We start from the raw sequence: 20977 nt of genomic DNA, 5'->3' as shown, positions 1-20977 counted from the left end.
ACCGTTAAATGGCCTTTTAACCCTCATAAAATAAGGCTTAGCTAGATTTTCACCAGCGCCGCCCGCCGGTAAATAAATTGGCTTTTGATTTATTTACCATTAGAACTCGCGCTCGTTAGCTACGATTACTCTGTAATCCGCGCCACTATTGGAATCCCACTCATTTGTTCCCGCATGATTTCACATTCTCCCGGTTTCATTTTCACAGTGGTTTCTGTTTCATAATAGGTGGTGGGTTACAATTCGCCCTCGATATCAATCAATTCCCGCGGCCGAATTCATCCCCGATATTGAAAAAATCCCGCGGTCGCATGCGGCGGGCGGATGATGCGGCTTTTGGAGGCGGGAATTCTTTCGGCCCCGATCGGCACGCGGCTGCGCCGCTAAGCCGATGGGTACCCACGATATGAATGGGTTTTGTGGCATTGCCGGGATTTCGCATTGAATACGCCCTTCGCATGAATTCGGTGGGATTTTTATGGATCGCGGTCGCATTCGGCGGGCGGATGATGCGGCCTTTGGAGGCGGGAATGTTTTCGGCCCCGATCGATGCGGCTTGCGGAGGCGGGAATTCTTTCGGCCCCGATCGGCACGCGGCTGCGCCGCTAAGCCGATGGCTACCCACGATATGAATGGGTTTTGTGGCATTGCCGGCCCCCCGCATTGAAAACGCCCTTGCACGAATTCAAAACATGGCACCGAAAATATCCCCAAATCTTTTGCAAATCGTAGGTAGCCATCGGCTTAGCGAGGCGGAGCCTCGCGTGCCGATCGGGGCGGAGGGCATTCCCGTCTGCGGGGGCCGCATCGATCGCCGGCCGCATTCGCCCCCGATATTAATCAATTCCCGCGGCCGATTTCATCCCCGATATTGAAAAAATCCCGCGCGCAAATCCGCCCCCGATATCGATAAAATCCGCGCCCAAATCCGCCCCCGATATTGAAAAAATCCGCGGTCCTATCGCCTGCCGAAAATCGCCCTCAAATCGTGGGTAGCCATCGGCTTAGCGAGGCGGAGCCTCGCGTGCCGATCGGGGCGGAGGGCATTCCCGCCTCCGGGGGCCGCATCCGATCGCCGGCCGCATGCGCCCCCGATATCGATAAAATCCGCGCCCGCATTCGCCCCCGATATTGAAATAATCCGCGGTCCCATCGCCCCCGAAAATCGCCCCCAGATCGTAGGTAGCCATCGGCTTAGCGAGGCGGAGCCTCGCGTGCCGATCGGGGCGGAGGGCATTCCCGCCTGCGGGGGCCGCATCGATCGCCGGCCGCATGCGCCCTCGATATCAATCAATTCCCGCGCCCGAATTCATCCCCGATATCAATCAATTCCCGCGCCCGAATCTGCCCCCGATATCGATAAAATCCGCGCCCAAATCCGCCCCCGATATCGAAATAATCCACGCCCGAATTCATTCCCGATATTGAAAAATTCCCGCGGTCGCATGCGGCGGGCGATCCATGGGGCGTTTGGAGGCGGGAATTTTTTTGGCCCCGATCGATGCGGCTTGCGGAGGCGGGAATATTTTTGGCCCCGATCGGCACGCGGCTGCGCCGCTAAGCCGATGGGTACCCACGATATGAATGGGTTTTGTGGCATTGCCGGGATTTCGCATTGAATACGTCCTTCGCACGAATTCAAAACATGGCACCGAAAATATCCCCAAATCTTTTGCAAATCGTAGGTAGCCATCGGCTTAGCGAGGCGGAGCCTCGCGTGCCGATCGGGGCGGAGGGCATTCCCGCCTCCGGGGGCCGCATCGATCGCCGGCCGCATGCGCCCTCGATCCATAAAAATGCCGCGCCCAAACCCCCCAACAATGTGCCGATGTCGTCGGGGATTTTGGGTTATTTTTGGCGGCGGGGGGTGTGGGGTTGGTCTTTAATGGCGGGATGACGATTTGGAAACTGCGAAAATATTATCCGGCCGGTCTGTATTTTATCACCATGAATACGTTTGAGTGGCAGAAGGTGTTGATTGAGCCGGAGATGTTGGCGTCTTTGCGGCGGGCGGTGGCGTTGGCTAAGGGGAAATATCCGTTTGAAAATCATGCGTGGGTGGTGATGCCGGATCATATGCATTTTGTGATCCGCACTCATCACGTTGAACTGGGGCGTTTTATTGGTTGTTTTAAAAGCCATATGACGCGCGACTTTTCGCAATTCTCTTATAAAAACTACACCCTCAATAACCGCTACAAATGGCGTCGGCGGGCGAAACGGGGAAGGCTCTGGCATCTGCGGTTTTACGACCACCGCATTACCGACCAACAGGATTACGAACGTTGCGTAAAATACTGCCTCTACAACCCGGTCAAACATGGCTATACCGCAACCGCCTGGGATTGGCCTTATTCAACGCTGCGATCTTACATCAAACAGGGCAAGTACCCTGAACGCTGGAAATACCTGACCGGACAATGACAACTCTGGCGATCCGGTCTGATACGCGGGGAACCGCGGTTATACATTTTGATTGTTATTGTTAAGACAGCTTGTTAATATTTCGTTGTTCATGTCATTGAGATATGAGCGGAAAGTCTTTTCAAGGATGAAACACACACCAGCATGTTGGTTTGGTTGACTCTCCCCCCGTCACGCATCCTTGATTCCTTTCCAATAAAAATAATAAAACAGGAATCAAATCATGAAATCGATAAAAGCGGTGATCGTAACGTCGGCGTTGATACTGGCTGGCTGCGCGACGATAGTTGGTGATAGAAATCAGTTGATTCCGATTTCCAGCACCCCGGAAAAAGCGGACGTAACTATCATTGATGAACGGGGCAACACGGTATTTTCGGGAAGAACGCCAACCACGGTTACGCTACAAAAAAGTGACGGCAGTTATTTTGGTGGCAAAACCTACAGTGTTCAAATTCAAAAAGCAGGGTATTCCTCACAAACCATTACGGTAACTTCCAGCCCCAACGGTTGGTACCTTGCCGGCAACTTTGTTTTTGGTGGGTTGTTAGGCTGGCTGGTGATCGATCCATTGACCGGAGCGATGTACAATTTGTCGCCTGAAAACGTCAATGGTCAATTGGCTGGTCAAAACGCAAACAACGACGAATCAGCAAACGGCATTTCCGTTGTGTTGCTCGAAGATGTGCCCGCGCCACTCCGAGAAGGGCTGGTTGCTCTTCACTGATCACTTGCGGTGTGCACCGTAAAAATGCCCGCTGAGACGTGGGCATTTTTATCAGTCTTTGCTAAAAAACGCTTCTTTATTGTTGTAAACTCAACACCTTACTCGACGATGTTAGGCGCGACTTATGTTACCGGGCAGCAGTGATTTTTGGTTTTTGCCGCTTGGCGGTACCGGTGAAATCGGTATGAACATGAACCTGTATGGGCATGCCGGGCAGTGGTTGATGGTGGATTGCGGACTGTCGTTTGATGAACCGCTGACGCCGGGGGTTGAGGGGGCGGTTAACCATGAAGTGGTGGCGCCGGACCCGAAATTTATCACTGATAACCTCGACTTACTGGCGGGTTTGATCATCACCCACGCGCACGAAGACCACATCGGGGCGGTGGAAGACCTCTGGCCTCGACTAAAATGCCCGATTTACACCACGCCCTACACCGCCGCGGTGTTGCGTCGCAAACTTGGTTACACGCATTTTGCCGATAAGGTTCGCATCATCGAAGCCCGCGATGGTGAGCAATTGACCATTGGTGAATTTGCGGTCACCTGGATACGCCTGACGCATTCTTTGCCCGACCCATACGGCTTATTGATTGAAACGCCGGCAGCCCGGGTTGTGCACACCGGCGACTGGAAAATCGATCGTGACCCGGTGATTGGCGCGCCCATTGATGCGCGGGCGCTGCAACGACTGGCTGAACAGCCTATCGACGCGCTGGTCGGCGATTCCACCAATGCCCTCAAGCCGGGTTGGTCGGTGTCGGAAGCCGAGTGTTTTGACGGCCTGCTGGCGGCAACTCAAAAAGCCGCCGGGCGCGTGGTGGTTGGCTGTTTCAGCAGTAACATCGCACGGTTAGTGACGCTGGCGCGTGTGGCACAGCGCACCCGCCGCCGGCTGGCGGTATTTGGTCGCTCGCTGGAGCGGCATGTAGCCACAGCCCGGGCTTTTGGGTTATGGCCGGAAGAGTTAGAGCTGATCACTCACCGCGACGTGGGTTATCTGCCGCCTGAAGAAGTGATGGTGGTGGCAACCGGTTGTCAGGGTGAACCGCGCGCGGCACTCAGCCGGCTGGCGAACGACAGCCACCCGCAATTGGCACTGGATAAAGGCGATACCGTTATTCTGAGTGCGATGGTGATTCCGGGTAACGAAGCCTATGTGCAGGCGCTGGTGCAAAAGTTTCATGGCCGCGGCATTGCGGTGATTCAGAAAGACGATACCGAGCTGCCGATCCACGCTTCGGGGCATCCAAATCAGGAAGAATTGAAGCAAATGTACAGTTGGCTGCAGCCGGCGATGGTGATACCAACCCACGGCGAGGCAGCACACCTGCAAAAACACGCAGAGATCGCCCGTGAGGTTGGGGTACGACGCACCTTAACCGGCCGCAACGGCGACCTATTTCGCATCGCGCCCATCCCCAGCATCCGCCGTGCGGCGGTTTACACCGGGCGAATTCCGATCGCCCGGTAATTCTGCACCCGCCCAAACCTGCGACCAAGGTCGAATTCCAATTTATTTGCCGGCGCCTATGCTGTTATCAAGTTGTTAACAAAGAGTTGAGGTTGGTGTATGCAGGCTTATCATGAAATTTATGCGGAGGCGCAGCAGGATCCGGAAGGCTTTTGGCTGGAGCAGGCGCAGCGGCTGGCGTGGTTTAAGCAACCAACGGTCGGGGCGACGTTAAAGAAAAACGGCATGGCGGATTGGTTCCCCGACGGTGAGCTGAACGTCAGTTATCTGGCGCTGGATGCTCAGGTTGAGGCCGGCCGTGGCGAGCAGACCGCATTGATTTATGATTCGCCGGTTACCGGTAATGTGCAAACCTACAGCTATCGTGAATTGCTGGATGAGGTGGCGAAGTTTGCCGGGGTTATTCAGTCGATGGGGGTCGGCAAGGGCGATCGGGTGATCATTTATATGCCGATGATTCCGCAGGCGGCGATTGCGATGCTGGCTTGTGCGCGGGTTGGTGCGATCCACTCGGTGGTGTTTGGCGGTTTTGCCGCGCACGAGCTGGCGATCCGTATCGACGACGCGGAACCGGCGCTGTTGCTGACCGCGTCTTGTGGTATCGAGGGTAAGAAAACCCTGGCGTACAAACCGATCGTTGATAAAGCCTTAAAAGAGGCGGAAAAGCCACCGCAGAACGTGATTGTGTTTCAGCGTGAGCAGGAAACCGCGACATTGCAAAGTGGCCGCGACCACGACTGGCAGCAGTTGATGCAGCACGCTGAGCCTGTCGCGGCGGTGCCGGTGGCATCGACCCATCCGCTTTATATTCTGTATACCTCCGGCACCACCGGGCGACCGAAAGGTGTGGTGCGGGATCACGGCGGTTATGCGGTGGCACTCAACTTCTCCATGAATTATGTTTACGGTCTGCAGCCGGGCGAGGTCTTTTTCACTGCTTCCGACGTCGGCTGGGTTGTGGGCCATTCTTATATTGTGTACGGGCCGCTGATTTTTGGCTGCACCAGCATTCTTTATGAAGGCAAGCCGGTGAATACGCCCGACGCCGGTGCGTTCTGGCGGGTTATCGAGCAGCACAAGGTGACCGCGGTGTTCTCAGCCCCAACGGCATTCCGTGCGATTAAAAAGGAAGACCCGAAAGCGGACTATCTGAAACGATACGATATCGGCTCGTTGCAGCGCATTTACATGGCCGGCGAGCGGTTGGACCCTGCTACTTACGAGTGGACCACCGAGGTTACCGGGCGACCGGTGTATGACCATTGGTGGCAGACTGAATCGGGCTGGCCGATGTGCGCCAATCCGGTTGGGGTGGGCGCAACGCCGGTTAAACCGGGCTCATCGAGTCTGCCGGTGCCGGGTTATGAAATTGCCGTGCTGGATACCGCCGGTAAGCCATTGCCCGCCGGAGAAGAGGGGTCGATTTGTGTGCGCTTGCCGCTGCCGCCGGGCTGCCTGCCAACGGTCTGGGGCGATGAGCAACGCTTGCGCGACAGCTATTTGAAAGCCTTCCCCGGCTATTATTGCAGCGGCGACGGTGGTTACATCGATAAGGACGGCTATGTGTTTATTATGGGACGCACCGATGACGTCATTAATGTCGCCGGGCACCGCCTGTCGACCGGCGAAATGGAAGAAATTCTGGCGGCCCATCCGGAGGTGGCGGAATGCGCGGTGGTCGGTACCCCGGACGACTTGAAGGGCGAGCTGCCGATTGGGCTGGTGATCCTGAAGAACGAAGCGGATATCGACCCCGGGCAACTGCAAAGCGACCTGGTACAGACCATTCGCGATAAAATCGGTGCTATTGCCTGTTTGAAAACGCTGTATGTGGTGCCGAAACTGCCGAAAACCCGTTCCGGCAAGATTTTGCGCCGGTTGATCCGGCAGTTGTTGCTGCGCGAGGACGTTGCGATTCCGTCGACCATCGATGACCCCAACAGCATTGCGGCCATTCAGCAGAGCATTGAGCAACAAAGCAAGGCTAGCCATCGATAACAGGAACAGGGTAAAATGCGCCTTTAACTAAACGGAATTCAAAGGGTTATTAATGGCGTTATCGATTGTCGCAGTTATCGTTGGGTTAGCGGTACTGGTTTGGAGTGCGGATCGTTTTGTTGATGGTTCGGCCGCCGTTGCTCGTCATTTGGGGATGCCGCCGCTGATCATCGGTATGGTGATCATTGGGTTTGGTACCTCGGCGCCGGAAATGGTGGTGTCGGCACTGGCGTCATTGGACGGCAGCCCTGCGCTGGCGCTCGGTAATGCCTATGGTTCTAACATCACTAACATCGCGCTGGTGTTGGGTCTGACGGCGGTGCTGGCGCCCATTACGGTGCAGTCCGGGGTGATCAAACGCGAAATGCCGGTGCTGATTTTGATCACGCTGTTCAGCGCGGTATTGCTGTGGGACTTTAACATCAGTGAACTGGAAGCCTGGTTATTGCTGGCGATTTTTGCGGTTTATATGGGCTGGTCGGTGTACCTGGGGGCTAAGGGCAAGGAAGATACGCTGGCGGCTGATTTTACTCAGGAAATCGATTCGCATCCGATGGCGATGAAGCCGGCCATCATTTGGCTGATTATCGGTTTGGTGCTATTGGTGCTGAGTTCGCGCGCGCTGGTTTGGGGCGCGGTGAATATTTCGCAGGCGCTGGGTGTGAGCGATTTGGTGATTGGTTTGACGGTGGTGGCGATAGGTACGTCGTTACCTGAGCTGGCGTCGGCGATCGCGGCGGTGCGCAAGAACGAGCACGATTTGGCGCTGGGTAATGTGATTGGCTCGAATATGTTTAATACGCTGGCGGTAGTGGGTATCGCCGGTGCTATTCATCCGGTGTCTCTGGAACCGCTGGTGCTGTACCGGGATTGGGTGGCGATGGCGGCGCTGACGCTGTTGCTGTTGTTGTTCTCACTGCGCATCAATCGCATTGGCCGGATTAATCGTATTCACGGTATTTCGTTCCTGGCGATGTACGTGGCTTACTGTATTTACCTCGTATCGACGGGCTTCGCCCCGGCACTGTAGCTTGCGCCGTTGGCGCAAGGTCAGCAACGGGTCGTGGCAAAGGCACGACCTATAGCTTTTCCAAGCACTATTGCAAACTATTCGCATTTACGCTATTCTAGCTTTTAACGTAGAGAGGTGAATGCGAATGTATGTTTGTTTGTGCAAAGGCGTGACCGACAAAACCATCAAAAAAGCCGTCGCCTGTGGTGACGTCGACAACATGCGTGACCTGCGTCAGCAGTACGGTGTGGCGTCGCAGTGCGGATGTTGTAAACAGTGCGCCAAAGATGTGCTCAACGACGCATTGAGCGAACGCACAGAAAAACCCCAAACCGACTTGGCTTTTCCCGCTAAACATCCTCAAACGGTGTGCTACACTTAAGTTAATTTCTTCCATGGAATGACTTAAGGAGTGCACACTCTATGAAAGGTGATGCAAAAGTTATACAGCAGCTGAATAAGGTGCTGACCCTCAAATTGACCGCCATAAACCAGTACTTCCTGCATGCCCGCATGTACCGTAACTGGGGCTTCGAAAATCTCAATAAAGTGATCTACAAAGCGTCCATCAACGAGATGAAGCATGCGGATGAGGTCATTGAACGGATTCTGTTTCTGGAAGGCATGCCAAACCTGCAAGAGCTAGGCAAGCTGTTTATCGGTGAAGATCCGCGCGAAATGATCGAGCTGGATCACAAGGTACAGTTTCAGGACGTTAATGCGATCCGCGACGCGGTAAAAGTGTGCGAAGAGCATCAGGATTACGTCAGCCGCGATATGCTGAACCACATTCTCGACAGTCAGGAAGAGCATCTGGACTGGTTAGAAACGCAAATCGATCTGATGTCGCGTCTGGGTAACGAACTGTATTTACAATCTCAAGTAGAAAAAGGGGAGTAGTATGAAGGCTGATAATAACGTTGTTGAGCAGTTGAACCGTTTGCTGGCTTTCGAACTGACTTCCATTGACCAGTACACCTCGCATTCGCGTCAGTACGAAGACATGGGTCTGATGAAGCTGTACGAGCGCATCAACCATGAAATTGACGACGAACGTGGCCATGCCGATTTACTGATCCGCCGCATTTTGTTCTTAGAGGGCAAGCCCAACATGAGCAACCGCGAGCCGCACACCATTGGCTCAGACGTTCGCGAAATGCTGGAGAACGACCTGCAACTGGAATACAACAACGCGCGGACGCTGCGTGAAGTTATCCAGTACTGCGAAGAAGTGCGCGATTACGTAACCCGCGACATGCTGATTGGCATTTTGCGTGATACCGAAGAAGATCATGCTTACTGGTTGAAAATTCAGCTCGGCCTGATGGACAAGCTGGGCGAGGAGATTTACCTACAGAGCATGAAATAATGTCCTTTATTATTGATGCCTGGGACTTTAACCAGCAGCCGCCGGTTCGGGTTGAGGATTTAACCCATAAACCGCAGGTGGGTTGCTGGTACCACCTGCAGCGCGATACCGAAGGGCTGCAGGATTGGTTACGGCAGGCGGAAATCCCCGAGCCGTTGATTGACGCTATGACCGAAGAGGACACCCGGCCACGCTTTCAGCGCCTGAAAGAAGGTTTTGTGCTGTTGTTGCGGGGCGTTAACCTGAATGAGGGGGCGGCGCCGGAGGATATGCTGAGTCTGCGTATTCTGTCCTACAAAGGCGTGGTTTATACCTTCCGTAAGCGGCCGTTTAAGGCCATTACCCATATTCGTCACAGTCTGGAAAAGCAGGATGGCCCGGAGAGTTTAAATGACTTTTTGGTGCACCTGGTTGAGCAACTGAATTTACGCATCGAAGATGTGATTGATGCGGTTGAAATCAAGATTGAGGACATGGAAGCGGAAGGCTATGACAACACCGCTGGTCAGCAACAGGAACTGAGTCGTCTGCACCGACGTTTGTTGCGGCTGAACCGCTTTGTACGGCCACAGTTGGCGGCTCTGGATAAGTTCACCACCGAAAGTGAGCGGGTGATGGACAATGAGATGCACCAGTGGCTGCTGAATGAACGGGATACCACCCAGCGTTTGCTCGAGCAGATTGATTTGATGCTGGAACAATTATGGATGCAACGGGAACTGCTGCAACAGGCGGTAGCGGAGAAGATGAACCGCAATACCTACTGGTTGTCGGTGATTGCGGGGGTGTTCTTACCCTTGAGTTTTCTGACCGGTGTGTTCGGTATCAACATCGGTGGCATGCCGGGGGTGGAAAATGAAGATGCGTTCGAAATTTTCACCTACGCCTTGATCATCATCGCGGTGATTGAATTCCTGCTGCTGCGCCGCCTCCGGTTCTGGTAATCGCAAACGCACGTAGGTCGCGCCTCTGGCGCGACACAATACCGGCGTTGGACTTGCGCCGAAGGTCCGTAGGTCGCGCCTCTGGCGCGACACAACATCGGCGATGGACTTGCGCCAAAGATCCGTAGGTCGCGCCTTTGGCGCGACACAATATCGGCGTTGGACTTGCGCCGAAGGTCCGTAGGTCGCGCCTTTGGCGCGACATAATATCGGCGTTGGACTTGCGCCAAAGGCGCAAGCTACGTCTGGTTCTGGTAATGCGCGACACAATACCGGCGTTGGACTTGCGCCGAAGGCGCAAGCTACGGTTCGGGTGGTGTTTAATCGGGTAATTCGCAAAGGTCGGAGTCGAACACCACCAGGTGGTCGAAATCGACGTCGATGCCGACCTGAGTACCGTTTTTAAGCGCCTGATGCGATGGCCCTACGGCCAGCACCTGCGAAGTGTCCGGCAACTCCAGCGTGTACAGATAGTGCGAACCACGGAAACCGCGGCCGGTCACGATCGCGGTTAATTTGCTGTCCTTTTTATCGGTGATCAGCACATCGTCCGGGCGCACCAAGAACGTCACGTCATGGTCACCCTGATCACACAGAATTTCATGGTCAATCACGCCGAAGGCACAGTGCAAGCGGTGCTCGCGGATCTGCCCCTGCAACAACACACCACGGCCGATAAAATCCGCCACCAGTTGATGTTCCGGCTCGTGATAGAGCTCGTACGGCGTGTTCCACTGCAATAACTGCCCAGCGTACATGACACCGGCCTTGTCGGCCATGGCAAAGGCTTCCTGCTGATCGTGAGTCACCAGCAATGCGGTGATGCCTTCTTCTTTCAGTAACTGCCGGACATCCTGTGCCAGCAATTCGCGTAATTCGGCATCAAGACTGGAGAAAGGCTCGTCCAGCAGCATCAACTGCGGTTTAGGTGCCAGTGCCCGGGCCAATGCCACGCGCTGTTGCTGGCCACCGGATAATTCGTGCGGGTAGCGTTTTTGATAACCGCTTAAATCGATGCGCTGCAACAACTCCTTGATGCGGGCGTCTTGCGCGCTGGTGCTCAGGTGTTCGATACCAAAACGGATGTTGTCGGCGACGTTTAAATGCGGAAACAATGAGAAATCCTGAAACATCATGCCGACTTTGCGCTGCTCGGTCGGTAACGACAACGACGGCGACGAAACCACATCACCGTGCAGTGAGATTTCGCCGGCACTGACCGGATTAAAACCGGCGATGGCGCGCAGTACAGTGGTTTTACCACAGCCCGACGGCCCCATCAGACAGCCAATATCACCGGGCTCCAGCGCAATGCTCAGCTGGTCGACAATGCGGTGGCCGGCTAATTCGATGGAGACATTGTTCAGGTTTAATAACGCGCTCATTTACTCTCCCGTTTTTATGCTTTGGGTTTTTAACGCCCGCGATAACATCATCACCGGAATTAAGCCCACGGCAACGATCATCAGTGCCGGCGGTCCGGCGTCGGCAAGACGCTCGTCGGACGCCATTTCGAACGCCCTTACGGCCAGCGTATTAAAGTCGAACGGCCGCAGCACCAGCGTCGCCGGCAGCTCTTTCATGACGTCCACCAGCACCAGGATCAGCGCCGCCAGAATCGAACTGCGCAGCAGCGGCAGGTGTACCCGCCATAAAATACGTCGCGGCGACGCCCCCAGCGTACGGGCGGTGTCGTCCATCTGCGGGGTGATTTGTTCCAGCCCCGAGCTGACGGTCTGCAACGATACTGATAAAAAACGCACGCTGTAGGCGAACAGCAGCGCCACCACGGTGCCCGACAGCAGCAGTCCTGGATTGACATCAAAGGCCCAGCGGCTGAAATCGATGATGCGGTGATCCATCCAGGTCAGCGGTGACAGCAGGCCAACGGCAATCACGATGCCGGGGATGGCATAACCCAGTCCGGCCAGACTGACCGCCGCGCGCAGTGGCCGGGTCGGGTGGCGACGGCGGCCGTAAGCCAGCCACAGCGCCAGTAATACGGTAATAGCCGCGGCCATCAGCCCCAGCCAGAGGGTATTAAAGGTCAGTTGCCAGAAGCTTGGCTGAGTCCAGACTTCGGCGCGTTCAATAGACCAGATGACCAGCTCGATGGCAGGGATGATAAAGCCTAAGACAATTGGCAACCAGCACACCACCGAGGCCATCACGGCGTGGCGTCCGCGCAGCGGTTTGCGCATCGAGTCGCCGTCGCTGCGGCGTTGATAGAATTTCGCCCGGCGGCGGGAATAGCGTTCAACCAGGATCAGCGCCACCACAAACAGCAACAAAATAGCCGCCAACTGCAGCGCACCCTGGGTGTCACCGATGCCGTACCAGGTTCTGAATATGCCGGTGGTAAATACGGTGACGCCAAAGTATTCCATGGTGCCGTAGTCGGCGAGGGTTTCCATCAGCGCCAGGGTGACGCCGGTGGCGATGGCCGGCCGCGCCAGGGGCATGGCCACCCGCCAAAAGCTTTTCCAGGGGCCGGCACCGAGGGTTCGGGCGCTTTCAAAGGCGGCGGTGGACTGCTGCATAAAAGCCGCACGGGTGATCAAATAGACGTAGGGGTAGAGCACCACACAGAGCACGAAGATGGCGCCGGGCAGGCTGCGAATGTTGGGAAACCAGTACTCGCCTAACTGCCAGTCAAACACCGAGCGCAGTGCTTGTTGCACCGGGCCGGCGTAGTCCAGCAAGCCAGTGTAGGTGTAGGCGGTAATGTAGGCTGGCATGGCCAGCGGCAGCAACAGCCCCCAACTGACCCAACGCCAGCCGGGAAAGTCGAATTGCGATACGCACCAGGCGGTGCTGACACCTAAAACGGTCACGCCAATGCCCACCGAAACCAATAGGATCAGTGAATGGCTGACGTATTCGGGGATAACCGTTTGCCACAGATGGGCGAGGATATCCCATTGGGGATTTAACAAAGATAGGGCGACCACAATCAGTGGTAGCCCTATCAATGCCGCAACGCCGAACAACAATAACGGGCCGCGGGTCATTCGCAATTCTCCTTGAACGTGCAATTTCTAAGGACTTATCTCCAGCCGGCGCGGTTCATTAAGCGCACAGCTTCGGCGTTGTTCTCGCCCAGTATGTCCATGGAAATATCGTCTTGCTTGAAGTCACCCCATTGTTGCAGAGTCTCGCTCCAGGCAACACCCTCCCGGACGGGGTACTCATAGTTGGCTTCAGCATACCATTTTTGTGACGATTCTGAGAGTAAAAACTCGATCAACTGCTTGGCTTCGTCGATGTTTTTCGCGTGCTTGGTGATGCCGATACCAGAAACGTTTACGTGGGTACCGTTGCTTTGCTGTGCCGGCCAGAAAATCTTCACCTTTTCGGCGGCGGCTTTTTCTTCGGCGTCGTCAGAGTTCAGCATATGACCAAAATAGTAAGTGTTTGCTACGGCGATATCGCAGACGCCAAATGCTACACCTTTGATTTGGTCACGGTCACCGCCGACCGGCTGACGGGCAAAGTTATTGACCAGACCTTCGGCCCAGTCTTCGACGTTTTCCGCGCCGTGGTGTTCAATCAGAGCAGCAACCAGTGACTGATTATAAAGGTTGTTCGATGAACGGATGCAGATGCGGTCGTTCCATTTTTCGTCGGCCAACGACAGATAATCGTTGAGTTCGGCCGGATCGACTCGCTCCGGCGAATAAAAGATCGGGCGAGCACGCAGGCTCAGGCCGACCCAATGGTCGTCACTGGAACGAAAATGTTCAGGTACAATGGCGTTAATTTTTGCCGACGATACGGTCTGGAAGACATCAGCGGATACGGCACGGTGCAGGGCGCCGGCGTCAACGGTCAGGAACAAATCGGCGGCGGTGTATTCACCCTCTGACTTTAAACGCGCCAACAGCGCATCGGAATTACCGGTCAATAAATTGACCTCAATACCGGTTTTTTCACTAAACTGATCGAGTAATGGTTTAATCAATGCTTCTTTGCGCGATGAGTAAACATTAACCTCTGCGGCACTGGCAGCGACCGGCAATAAACTCGTGACAACGCTTGCCAGCGCCAGTACTGTGGTTAACTTATTGAATTTTATTGCCATAGAGAAACCTCTTACTGATAATTAGCGTATAGAATTTGATAGTTCGAGTAGGCTATCACATTATCAACTTAATGATAGCTATTCTCATTTGTGTTTTGACGAAAGTCAAGAGCTTTACATGGAGCGTGTATGTCTGAATTGTCCCTGCTGGCCTTAATTGGGGTGCTGTCGATTTCGTGTCAGTGGCTCGCGTGGCGTTTAAAGACGCCGGCAATCTTACCGCTATTGGTGTGTGGCCTTATTATTGGCCCGACGTTGGGCTGGCTGAACCCGGACCAGTTGTTTGATCAACTGTTGTTTCCGCTGGTGTCGCTGGCGGTTGCGGTGATCCTGTTTGAAGGCAGCTTAACGCTTAAGTTTGACGAAATTCGTGGCCATGGCCGCATGGTAACCAACCTGGTCAGTGTCGGTATGGTGGTGACCTGGGTTGCGATTGGCGTTGCCACGCACTTTTTAATGGGCTGGGAATGGGAATTGTCGGCCTTATTTGGGGCGCTGGTGGTGGTGACCGGGCCAACGGTGATTCAGCCGATGATACGGTCTATCCGGCCGATCAATAAACTGGCCAATATCCTGCGCTGGGAAGGCATTATTATTGATCCTGTCGGCGCGCTGTTAGCGGTATTGGTGTATGAGTTTATCATTGCCAGCCAGGATGTGGCGTTTTTACACGCCATGCAGGCGTTTGCCAAAACCATCGGCATTGGCTTTTTCTTTGGCTGGGTGGCGGCCAAATTACTGGGGCTGGCGCTGGGTCGCGGTTGGTTCCCGCATTATCTGCAGAACGTGGCCACGCTGACCATCGTACTGGGTGTGTTTGCGCTGTCGAATGCGATTCAGCACGAATCGGGGCTGCTGACGGTTACGGTGATGGGGATGGCGATGGCCAATACCAAAAACCTAAACCTGGATGAGATCCTTGAGTTTAAGGAAACCCTCAGCGTACTGTTGATTTCGGCACTGTTTATTATCCTTGCGGCACGACTGGATTTTGCCCAGTTCGACGCGCTGGGTCTGCCGGCGGTGGTGTTACTGGCGATTATTCTGTTTGCGGTGCGGCCGTTGGCGGTGTGGCTGTCGGCGATAGGCACGGAGTTGCGCTTTAAGGATAAGGTGCTGCTGTCGTGGATTGCCCCGCGCGGTATTGTTGCGGCCGCTGTGTCGGCACTGTTTGCGTTAAAAATGGAACAGTCAGGCTGGGATGGCGCCGAGTCGATTGTACCGCTGGTGTTCCTGGTGATCATGACCACGGTGGTGCTGCAGAGCCTTACCGCCAAACCGCTGGCGCGGTTACTCGGACTGATTGAACCACCGGCACGGGGCTTTTTGATCTTCGGAGCCAACCAAATGGCGCGGGCGGTGGCCAAAAGTTTGCAGGAACATGACATTCCGGTGCGCCTGGCTGACACCAACTGGGAGAACATCCGCATGGCACGGATGGATAACCTGCCGGTGTATTTTGGTAACCCGGCCTCTGAGCACGCTTCGAATAACATCGATTTGACCGGTATCGGACAGTTGTTGGTGATGTCACCTTACAAACAGCTGAACCCACTGGTGTCGGTGTACTATCAGGACTGGTTCGGCGGCCATAAAGTGCATGGCCTGAACAGCGGCGAATCGGATTTTCGTGCCAGTCACCAGTTGTCCGAGGCTTATAAAAATACCCTCGACCTGTTCGGTGAAAGTGTGACCTATTCGAAACTGGCGAGCCTGCACTTTCAGGGCGCGAAGATGAAGTCGACACCGATTACCGAAAACTTCAGCTTTGAGGATTACCAGCAGCAGTATGGCGCTCGGGCGGTACCGATGTTTGCGCTGGATGATCAGAAGAAAGTGCATATTTTCAGTACCTCGCGCGAGCTTAAACCGATGCCGGGCTGGGTGATTATTGCGATGATATCGCCGGAAAAAGATGGCGACGCTAAGAGCAGCAACGCATAACCGGGTCGTCTGTCCTGACTGTGACCGCGTGGCGGATGTTCCGGTAACATCCGCCGAACCTTATACCTGTCCCCGTTGTGGTCATGGTCTTGGCGGTGGCAAAGCGGTTGATGAAACCACTACCTTAGCACTGGCATTAACGGCGCTGATCCTGGCGCTGGTCAGTCTGCTGTTGCCGTTTGTCGGCTATTCAGCCAACGGCGTATCACAAACCATGACATTGCTGGACACCAGCACCGAACTGCTGCATTTTCACGAACGCCTGCTCGCCATTCTGGTGTTGTTCACGGTGTGGGTGATACCGGTGCTGTATTTGCTCGCGGTGTTGTGGATTTTTAGCCGATTGTTGCTGCCGGGCGCGCTGGGGCCGGTGACGCTCTATTTTATTCGCACGGTGGTGCAGTTACGGGTATGGATGATGGCCGATGTGTTCCTGCTGGGAGCATTGGTGTCGTTGATTAAAATATCCGGGCTGGCGGCGATTGACCTGGACAGCGGCTTTTACACCTTTATCGGCTTTGTGGTGGTGTTGCTGCTGACCGGTGATCGCGTCAGTCGTTATCAGTTGTGGCACCGTTTACCGCACGACAACGCACCGCCGTCGCAGGTGGGACGTGATGCAACGGCTCAGCAACGGGTGGGTTGTGTCTGTTGTCAGGCCCCCAATACCCTGACCGCGTCGCGGTGCTGGCGCTGTGGCGAGAGCATGCGATTGGCGCGCTGGCGTGGCTGGCGCTTAACCACGGCGCTGTTGATTGCCGCCGCGTTATTGCTGATCCCCGCCCACCTACTGCCGGTGATGGAGACCACGACACTGGGGCGCACCCAGCCCAATACCATTATTGGTGGGGTTATTGAGCTTTGGCAAAGCGGTGACGCGCCTATTGCGATTATTGTGTTTGTTGCTAGTTTAGTGATACCGGTGGTGAAAATTTTAACCTTGCTGGTGTTGCTGTGGCTGGCCGAGCGACGCAGTGAAACACGAACCAAACAACGACTGTGGCTGTACAAAGTGACGGACTGGATTGGTCGTTGGTCGATGATCGATATTTTTGTGGTGGCGGTATTGGTGGCGCTGGTACGCAGCGGTCAGTTAATGTCGGTGTACCCGGGTAACGCCGCGCTGGCGTTCGCGCTGACGGTGATACTGACGATGCTGGCGGCGATGACCTTTGATACCCGTCAGTTTTTTCGCACCATCGATCGAAATCAAGAACAACAGGAAACAGCAATCGAATGAGCCGAAGTGCAATCAAGAATCTGATCTCGCCGATTTGGTTAATCCCGTTACTGGCGTTGGCGGTGGCGTTATGGATGGTGTGGCAGGAAAGCGCCGGTGCCGGCCCGCAGGTGCAGGTTCTGATCAGTGATGCCGAGGGGCTGGAAGCCGGGAAGACACCGGTGCGGGTACGCAACGTCGACGTCGGTCTGGTCAGCGAAATCAGCCTTAATGACGACATGAGTGCGGCAGTACTGACCATTGATATGAATGAAAATACCCAGCGCATGCTGGCGGTCGACAGTGAATTCTGGGTGGTTAAGCCGCGGATTGGACGGCAGGGGGTAAGTGGCCTGTCGACGTTGTTATCAGGAGCCTACCTGCGTTTACAACCCGGCAGTGCCGAGCAGACGACGACCCGTTTTAAGGCGCTGGAGGAGCCGCCGGTGACGCCACAGCAGACGCCCGGCCGTCGTATTACCCTGACCAGTTCGGTAAACGCCGCCGTGGTGGTGGGGGATTCGGTGCAATATCGCGGTGTATCGGTGGGACAGGTCGAAAAAGTGGCCTTTAACGTGGATAACCGCACCATGGAATATCAGGTGTTCGTCGAGCAACCTTATGACGAGCTGCTGACCGAGAACACTCGCTTCTGGTTGCAAAGTGGCCTGTCACTGCGCTGGAATGCCAGCGGTCTGGATGTATCGCTGGGGTCGTTTGAGTCGTTGTTGGGGGCGGGGATCAATTTTGGTGTGCCGGAAGGGCAGCCGAGTGGTGAAAAGATTGCCGAGAGCCGCACCTTTGAGCTGTTTGCCAGTGAAGAAGCCGCTCGTCAGCAGGGTTTTGTGAATGGTATTGATTACGTGATTTTACTGGATGAGTCGGTGGCCGGGCTGGAAGAGGGCGCGCCGGTGCAGTTCAAAGGGGTACGAGTGGGTACGGTATTAAAAGTGCCGCTGCGCTGGAACCCAACCGATGACGACCAGGCACCGCTGAAACAGATCCCGGTGCTGGTTCGTTACGAACCCGAGCGGATGGATGGACTGGTGCCGGATACGCGCATTGAGTATTGGCGCGAACGACTGCCGGAACTGTTTGAACAGGGTCTGCGGGCGAATATTCGCGCCTCGAATCTGCTCACCAATACCCTGTACGTGGACCTGCGTTTTTATCCGGAAGCTGAAGCCGTCGCCGAACAGGAGTTTGCCGGCTATCCGGTGCTACCGTCGATGGTGAGTGATTTCAGCCGGCTGGAAGAAAAACTGAATCAGTTACTGGATAAATTTAATGGGCTGCAGTTGGAAGCCAGCCTGAATGAGTTCAGTGAGGCGATGACGGCGACCCAGACCAGCGCCGAGGAAATTGAGGCACTGGCACAGTCGGTGGCCGAAATTGTGGCGCAACCGGGGATGCAGGAGCTACCACAGTTGTTGCAGCAAAACCTGGTGCAGTTGCAGCAACTGTTGGACAGCGTTGACGATGGTTCGGCGACGCGGCGTCAGTTACACCGCTCGCTGAGTAATATCGAGCAGTTAACGCGGGATTTAAAACCCTTTATTGAGCAATTGCGTGAACAGCCGAACTCACTGATTTTTGCCCCTGAAGAAACCGCTGATCCGGAGCCAAAAGCGAATGATTAACATGACCTTAAAAGCAACCGCCGGTGTGCTGCTGGCACTAACACTGAGTGCCTGCGGCAGTGTGCCGCAAACGCAGCGCAGCGATTACCGGCTGCCGATACTGAATCAGGCAACGGAGCGTTTTTGTCCGGCGTCGGCCCGCCAGGTGGTGGTCAGCGACCTGATGCTCAGCGACGGTATTTTATTGCAGCGCAGCGAAACCCGCATTCATGCGGCCCGCAATCATCGCTGGAGTGGTTCGCTTGAGCAACAGTTGCAGCAAAGTGCACAGCGGGTGTTGAATCAGCCGCATTGTGACGGCCAACTGGTGATTACGGTGATGGATTTTTACGGTGATAATCAGGGCCATGCGGTGGTCAGCGGCCACTGGCATTATCAGCAGGGCGAACAGCAGTTAAGTGGTTCATTTCATCAGCGCCAGGCCTTACAGCAGGACGGTTACGACGCCCTGGTAAGCGCTCTTAACCGCGCCTGGAGTAAGACGCTGAGCGATATTAAAAGCGCCATTCCCAACTGAGGTGGGCGTCTACAAGCCTATAATTTACCGGTGTTGCTCTGCTAAACTACGGGCACATGTTGAAGACTATTTTTAAAACACTAAGAGAGCGCGGCGTGAAGAAATCGTATTTTGTGCTGTTGTCTGTTGCCTTGGCGTCGTTGCTGAGCGCTTGTGAACCGGCGTCCGAGCCGGCCGCGGAACAACAACTGGAAACCACCATGCAGCAGTTGGATCGGCAATTATTGCCGAACGACGAATGGCAGCTTAGTGCGGCAGTGATTGAACTGAGTTTTTGTCGCAACCCGGTAAACGAAGCCTTGCTGGCATCGGAAATGGAGTTGAATAACTGGCGTTTAACCGGTGATGTGACGGCGTTTCCACCGTATCGTAAAGACGGCTTGGCGGCGTTGCAGGAGATTTTGGCGAATGAATCCTTTATGTTGTGGCAAACCGACGGATCGGTCAGCGCGCAACGCTACCGGATTGTAATGCCGGCTGAGCTGTCGCGCGGCGATGTCGCCGAACAGGTGTTCCCGGCCGTTGCAACGCTGGCAGCGCAGCGGGTGATATGTCACACAGCAGTGGTTGAACAATAAAACGGGGTGAGCAGTATGAAGATGGCAGAACAGATTGAACAAAAATTACGGCAGGCATTTGCGCCGGTGCACGTGCAGGTCGACGATGAAAGTTACATGCACGCCAGCGGCCCGCACGCCCAGTCACATTTTAAAGTGACCTTGGTCACCGACCAGTTTGCCGGCAAACGCCTACTGCAGCGCCACCGCGCAATCAACCAACTGCTGGCCGACGAACTGCAACAAATCCACGCCCTGGCACTGCACACCTACACCCCCGACGAATGGCAAGGCCAAGCCCCCGACTCCCCGAATTGCATGGGCGGAGGGAGGTAATTGCCTGGGATGGGGCATTCCCGCCTCCGGGCGCCGCATGCGCTCTCGATATCGAAATAATCCGCGCCGATATTGAAAAAATCCGCGTTCCCATCGCCCCCCAAAATCGCCCCCAGATCGTGGGTACCCATCGGCTTAGCGAGGCGCAGCCTCGCGTGCCGATCGGGGCGGAGGGCATTCCCGCCTCCGGGGGCCGCATGGATCGCCGGCCGCATGCGCCCCCGATATCGAAAAAATCCCGCGGCGGAGGGCATTCCCGCCTCCGGGCGCCGCATGATCGCCGGCCGCATTCGCCCTCGATATCGAAAAATTCCCGCGGCGGAGGGCATTCCCGCCTCCGGGCGCTGCATGGATCGCCGGCCGCATGCGCCCCCGATATCGAAAAATCCGTTGGTTCGCATTGAATCCCCGCGTGCATGAATTCGGGGGTGGGATATTTCCGGATCGCGGTCGCATGCGGCGGGCGGATGATGCGGCTTTTGGCGGCGGGAATGCTTTTGGCCCCGATCGGCACGCGGCTGCGCCGCTAAGCCGATGGCTACTTACGATATGAATGGGTTTTGTGGCATTGCCGGCATCCCGCATTGAAAACGCCCTTGCACGAATTCGGTGGGATTTTTTATGGATCGCGGTCGCATGCGGCGGGCGGATGATGCGGCGTTTGGCGGTGGGGATTCTTTTGGTCCCGATCGGCACGCGGCTGCGCCGCTAAGCCGATGGCTACTTACGATATGA

At 55.4% G+C, this 20977-nt stretch carries 18 protein-coding genes; 15 read left to right on the top strand and 3 right to left on the bottom strand.

Annotated elements, in window-relative coordinates; genetic code table 11:
- Positions 1–1893: 1893 nt before the first annotated feature.
- The 9 genes from CWE23_RS02605 (at position 1894) to CWE23_RS02565 (ending at position 9948) form a co-directional block, all read left to right on the top strand.
- A complete protein-coding gene (locus CWE23_RS02605; protein WP_126819304.1) occupies positions 1894–2424 on the top strand; it encodes an REP-associated tyrosine transposase in 531 nt (176 codons plus the stop codon).
- Positions 2425–2647: 223 nt separating this feature from the next.
- Entirely contained in the window at positions 2648–3151 is a 504-nt protein-coding gene (locus tag CWE23_RS02600) for a hypothetical protein (protein WP_105305910.1), read from the top strand.
- 124 nt (positions 3152–3275) lie between these two features.
- Positions 3276–4625: a ribonuclease J gene (locus tag CWE23_RS02595; RefSeq protein ID WP_198678793.1), complete on the top strand. Its 1350-nt coding sequence runs from the start codon at positions 3276–3278 to the stop codon at positions 4623–4625.
- A gap of 99 nt (positions 4626–4724) precedes the next feature.
- Positions 4725–6623: an acetate--CoA ligase gene (locus tag CWE23_RS02590; protein WP_126819302.1), complete on the top strand. Its 1899-nt coding sequence runs from the start codon at positions 4725–4727 to the stop codon at positions 6621–6623.
- A 52-nt stretch (positions 6624–6675) separates the two neighbouring features.
- A complete protein-coding gene (locus CWE23_RS02585; RefSeq protein ID WP_105305912.1) occupies positions 6676–7653 on the top strand; it encodes a calcium/sodium antiporter in 978 nt (325 codons plus the stop codon).
- 121 nt (positions 7654–7774) lie between these two features.
- Positions 7775–8017: a (2Fe-2S)-binding protein gene (locus CWE23_RS02580; protein WP_241970511.1), complete on the top strand. Its 243-nt coding sequence runs from the start codon at positions 7775–7777 to the stop codon at positions 8015–8017.
- Positions 8018–8058: 41 nt separating this feature from the next.
- A complete protein-coding gene (bfr, locus tag CWE23_RS02575; protein ID WP_105305914.1) occupies positions 8059–8535 on the top strand; it encodes a bacterioferritin in 477 nt (158 codons plus the stop codon).
- 1 nt (position 8536) lies between these two features.
- The gene (gene bfr, locus CWE23_RS02570) at positions 8537–9004 is read left to right on the top strand and encodes a bacterioferritin (RefSeq protein ID WP_105305915.1); all 468 of its coding nucleotides are present in this window, start codon (positions 8537–8539) and stop codon (positions 9002–9004) included.
- The gene (locus tag CWE23_RS02565) at positions 9004–9948 is read left to right on the top strand and encodes a CorA family divalent cation transporter (protein ID WP_105305916.1); all 945 of its coding nucleotides are present in this window, start codon (positions 9004–9006) and stop codon (positions 9946–9948) included. Before bfr (CWE23_RS02570) ends, CWE23_RS02565 begins: the two co-directional genes overlap by 1 nt.
- A 320-nt stretch (positions 9949–10268) precedes the next feature.
- On the opposite strand, the gene CWE23_RS02560 is transcribed toward CWE23_RS02565, so the two are convergent.
- From CWE23_RS02560 to CWE23_RS02550, 3 genes are read right to left on the bottom strand one after another with little or no spacing between them, the layout of a single operon-like run.
- Positions 10269–11333 carry an ABC transporter ATP-binding protein gene (locus CWE23_RS02560; RefSeq protein WP_126819300.1) on the bottom strand — a complete coding sequence of 355 codons (1065 nt, stop codon included), beginning with the start codon at positions 11331–11333 and terminating at the stop codon, positions 10269–10271.
- Positions 11334–12959, bottom strand: a complete 1626-nt coding sequence (locus CWE23_RS02555) for an ABC transporter permease (RefSeq protein ID WP_126819298.1) — start codon at positions 12957–12959, stop codon at positions 11334–11336.
- A 35-nt stretch (positions 12960–12994) separates the two neighbouring features.
- Entirely contained in the window at positions 12995–14029 is a 1035-nt protein-coding gene (locus CWE23_RS02550; protein ID WP_105305919.1) for a Fe(3+) ABC transporter substrate-binding protein, read from the bottom strand.
- A gap of 129 nt (positions 14030–14158) precedes the next feature.
- Between CWE23_RS02550 and CWE23_RS02545 the strand changes: the two genes are divergently transcribed.
- The 6 genes from CWE23_RS02545 to CWE23_RS02520 all read left to right on the top strand — a co-directional run bounded on the left by CWE23_RS02545 (position 14159) and on the right by CWE23_RS02520 (position 20242).
- Complete coding sequence (locus tag CWE23_RS02545) at positions 14159–15973, top strand: cation:proton antiporter (protein ID WP_126819297.1); 1815 nt, start codon at positions 14159–14161, stop codon at positions 15971–15973.
- On the top strand, positions 15945–17213 hold the full coding sequence (locus CWE23_RS02540) for a PqiA/YebS family transporter subunit (protein WP_126819296.1): 1269 nt from the start codon (positions 15945–15947) through the stop codon (positions 17211–17213). Before CWE23_RS02545 ends, CWE23_RS02540 begins: the two co-directional genes overlap by 29 nt.
- The gene (pqiB, locus tag CWE23_RS02535; RefSeq protein ID WP_105305922.1) at positions 17210–18832 is read left to right on the top strand and encodes an intermembrane transport protein PqiB; all 1623 of its coding nucleotides are present in this window, start codon (positions 17210–17212) and stop codon (positions 18830–18832) included. The genes CWE23_RS02540 and pqiB overlap by 4 nt, the downstream gene beginning before the upstream one ends.
- Positions 18825–19349 (top strand): PqiC family protein, encoded by a 525-nt coding sequence (locus tag CWE23_RS02530; protein ID WP_105305923.1) that lies wholly within the window; start codon positions 18825–18827, stop codon positions 19347–19349. The genes pqiB and CWE23_RS02530 overlap by 8 nt, the downstream gene beginning before the upstream one ends.
- A 95-nt stretch (positions 19350–19444) precedes the next feature.
- Positions 19445–19927 carry a hypothetical protein gene (locus CWE23_RS02525; RefSeq protein WP_126819294.1) on the top strand — a complete coding sequence of 161 codons (483 nt, stop codon included), beginning with the start codon at positions 19445–19447 and terminating at the stop codon, positions 19925–19927.
- 15 nt (positions 19928–19942) lie between these two features.
- Complete coding sequence (locus tag CWE23_RS02520) at positions 19943–20242, top strand: BolA family protein (protein ID WP_126819292.1); 300 nt, start codon at positions 19943–19945, stop codon at positions 20240–20242.
- Positions 20243–20977 lie beyond the last annotated feature (735 nt).

It is taken from the genome of Idiomarina aquatica (assembly GCF_003987185.1).
GTDB lineage: Bacteria > Pseudomonadota > Gammaproteobacteria > Enterobacterales > Alteromonadaceae > Idiomarina > Idiomarina aquatica.
This window is presented reverse-complemented; position numbering and strand designations above follow the sequence as displayed.